General features: G+C 74.7%; 1 protein-coding gene. It reads left to right on the top strand.

Going from position 1 to position 3650, the window contains the following annotated elements; translation table 11 throughout:
• The coding region (locus AC5LUJ_RS22550) for a pentapeptide repeat-containing protein (protein ID WP_493465702.1) at nucleotides 1-3650 on the top strand (3650 nt) is incomplete at both ends.

Here is a 3650-nt window from a genome sequence, read left to right as displayed (position 1 = left end):
GGGAGCGGGCCACGACCGAGGGGCTGCGCCCCGACCTCGTCGTGGTCACCGGCGACCTGGCCGAGACCGGCACCGAGGCCGAGTTCGACCAGGTGTACGACTTCCTCGTCGCGCTGGCGGACAGCCTGGGGCTCGACCGGGGCCGGTTCGCGCTCGTCCCCGGCAACCACGACGTCAACTGGCTGCTCTGCCAGTCCTCTTTCCTGCGCGAGCAGGCGTACGGACGACGGCCGGAACCGCCGTACTGGCCGAAGTGGGAGTTCTTCGCCGACCTGCTCCGGCGGTTCTACGGGGACGACGTGACGACCGGGTTCCAGGTCAACGCCGAGTGGTCGCTGTTCGAGATCCCCGTCCACGGCCGCGGGGTCGTCGTGGCCGGGCTGAACTCGACGATGGCCGAGACGCACGAGGAGCACTACGGCTGGCTCGGCGAGCGCCAGCTCCGCGCGGTCGCCGAGGCGCTGCGCCGCTACGAGCGCGACGGCTGGCTGCGGATCGGCGCGGTGCACCACAACCCGGTCCGCGGCGCGGCCTCGGACGACGAGAACCTGCGCGACGCCGACGACCTGGACAGGATCCTCGGGCCCCACCTGAACCTGCTCCTGCACGGTCACACCCACGACGGCCGGGCCGGCTCGCTGCCGGTCTCCGGGCTGCCGGTGGTGTCCACGGGCAGCGCGGCGGCCGCCGCGTCCGCCCGGCCGTCCGAGGTGGCGAACCAGTACCAGCTGATCCGCATCGACCGGGCCGGGTTCACCCGGTACGCCCGCCGCTACGAGCCGGACCAGCGACGCTGGACGGGCGACCCGCGGATCGACCCGGCCGGCGGCTCCTGGTCGGTGCGCACCCGGCACGAGTTCCGGTCCGTGCACGCGGCGTTCCCGCGCCCGGCGGGGGATGGCGGTGGGGAGAGCGAGCCAGGACGGTACCGCTCCGGCTGGCGCCGGGACGGCCGCTTCCCGGACGGGAGATCTCCCGACGGGCCCTTCCTGGACGACGACGGCCCGTCCGGCGAGCGGCGCTACGGCGAGCCGGCCGGGCCGCGGCCACCCGACCTGCTGGACGAGATCGCCGAGGTGGCCCGCCTGCGCCATCCGGACGCGAGGGTCGATCGGGTCGAGAAGGCGGCGGGAGACGGCGGGCCGCCCGCCCATCTGCGGCTGTGGCGCGCCGAGGGGCGCATCGTCGAGCACCGGATCGTCGGCCTGCTCGACGGCGACGCGGACGCGGCCGGGGTCGACGAGTTCGCGCGGACCGTCCGGCACGGCTACCTGGCCGCCCACCCGGGCGTGTTCACCGACCTCGTCTACACCGGGGCGCAGGCCGCGCCGGGCCTGGTCGCCCACGCCGAGCGGCTCGGCATGACGCTGCTGAGTAGGCCCGAATACCAGGGTGTGCTGGACCTGCGCGACTACGTCCGCCGGCAGACCGACCGGCTGCGTACCGACGTGAACTACCCGCCCGAGCTGTACGTGCCGCAGCGCATCCGCCGTGTCGGCCGCACGCCCGACACAGTGCCGGGCACAGTGCCCGACACAGTGCCCGGCACCGCCCTCGACCAGATCATCGAGTGGCTGACCACGGACGAGGCCCGGTTCGTCCTCGTGCTCGGCGAGCCCGGGTACGGCAAGACCTTCCTCACCCACGAGCTCGCCCTGAAGCTGCCCGGCCACCTGCCGCACGTGGACCCGATGCTGATCGAGCTGGGCAGGCTGGAGAAGTCGCTGGAGCTCGACCAGCTCGTCGCCCAGCATCTGGTGGAGTCGGCGGTCCGCCGGCCGGACCTGGACGCCTTCCGCTACATGCTGGGCCGGGGCCGGCTGGTGCTGATCTGCGACGGCTTCGACGAGCTCGCCGCCCGCGTCACCTACGAACGCGCGGTGGAGGACCTGGACGCCCTGCTGGACGCCCTCGACGGCCGGGCCGGCCCCGATACCCCGGCGGCCGCCGGCCAGGCGAAGATCCTCGTGACGAGCCGGGCCGAGTTCTTCCTGACCGACGACGAGGTGCTGAAGAAGACCGGGGAGAAGGTCGCGCGCACGTTCGGCCGGTACATCGTCCGGTTGACCGAGTTCACCTCCGGGCAGATCCATGATTTCCTGGTCGGGCGTTACGACCGGGCGCTGTCCCAGAAGCTGCCCGATCCCGGCTCCCGCCGTGCCGAGGCGCGGCGGCTGGCGGCGGACCGCCTGGCCCTGATCGAGGAGGTGCGGGACCTCCCCGACCTGGCGCACAACCCGCGGCTGCTGTCGTTCATCGCCGACCTGGACGAGGACCGGCTGCGCCGGGCGCGCCGGCTCCCCGCTGGCACCGCTACCGGCGAGGTCACCGGTGAGGCCGGCGCCGGCGGTCCCGGCGCTGCCAGCGGCGCCAGCGCCGGGACCGCCGGTCCGGCCAAGGAGCCGGCAGAGGGCCCGGACGGCGCATCCGGCACGGTGACCGCCGCCGACCTGTACCGGGAGCTGATCGGCCAGTGGCTGGCCTACGAGCACACCCGGTCACGGGAGCTGACGGTCGACGAACGGGGGGCCGCCGTCACCGAACTCGCCGTCACGCTGTGGCGGGACGGCGCGGCCTTCGTCGGCGTGGCCAGGCTGACCGAGATCGCCGGCCACGTGCTCCGGTCGATGCGCGACCCACGCAGCCGCACCGCGGACGAGACCGCCCACCTGCTCGGTTCCGGCACCGCGCTGCGCCGCGACGCCGACGGCCGGTTCGCCTTCATCCACCAGTCGGTGATGGAGTACCTGGTCGCGGCCGAGATCGCCCGTGTGCTCACGGCGCCGGCCGGCCGCGGTGGCCATGCCGGCGATCTGCTCGCGGCGCAGAAGATGTCGGAGCTGATGGCCGACTTCTTCACCGACCTGGCCGGCCGGGACGCGGCGGCCCGCTGGGCGCAGAACACCGTCACCGATGCGGCGGCGCCCGCGGTGGCGAAGGCGAACGCGGAGCTGGTCGCGCGGCGGCTGGGTGTCCGGCTGCGGACGGGGGCGGACCTGGCCGGTGCCGACCTCGCGGGCGAGGACCTGTCCGGCCAGGACCTGCGCGATGCCGACCTGCGGCGGGCGAACCTGACCGACGCCCGGCTCGACCGCGCCGACCTGCGCGGCGCCGACCTGCGGGCGGCGGTGCTCGCCGGCGCCTCCCTGAAGGGCACCAGGCTCGACGGCGCGGACCTGTCCGAGGCGAGGCTGACCGGGGCGACGCTGAGTGATGTCGCGGCGGAGGGGGTGGTGGCCCATGAGGTGGACCTCGACGGCGCCCGGATCTCCGGCGGAGTCCTGCGCGCGGCCGACCTGACCGGCGCGTCGATGCGGCAGGCGCGGGTGACCGGGGCCGAGCTCACCGGGGTGGACCTGACCGGCGCCGACCTCAGCGGCACCCGCTTCGTCGACACGGATCTCACCGGGGCGACACTGACAGGCAGCAACTGGTCACGGGCCGCCTTTCTCGGCGGCCGGCTCGGCCCCGCCGTGGACGCGCCCGAACTGGCCACGGCAGCGCTCGCCGGGCGAGACCGGGCGCAGGTGATGCCACGGCCAGCGGCATCGCCCCAGTACGCGGTGGCGTTCTCCCCCGACGGCACCACCATCGCCTCCGGCAGCGGCGACGCCACGGTCCGGCTGTGGGAGACGGCCACCGGCCGCCAC

Source organism: Protofrankia sp. CiP1_Cm_nod3 (genome assembly GCF_982290655.1).
Note: the sequence above shows the minus strand (reverse complement) of the source record. Positions and strands in the feature narration are given on the sequence as shown.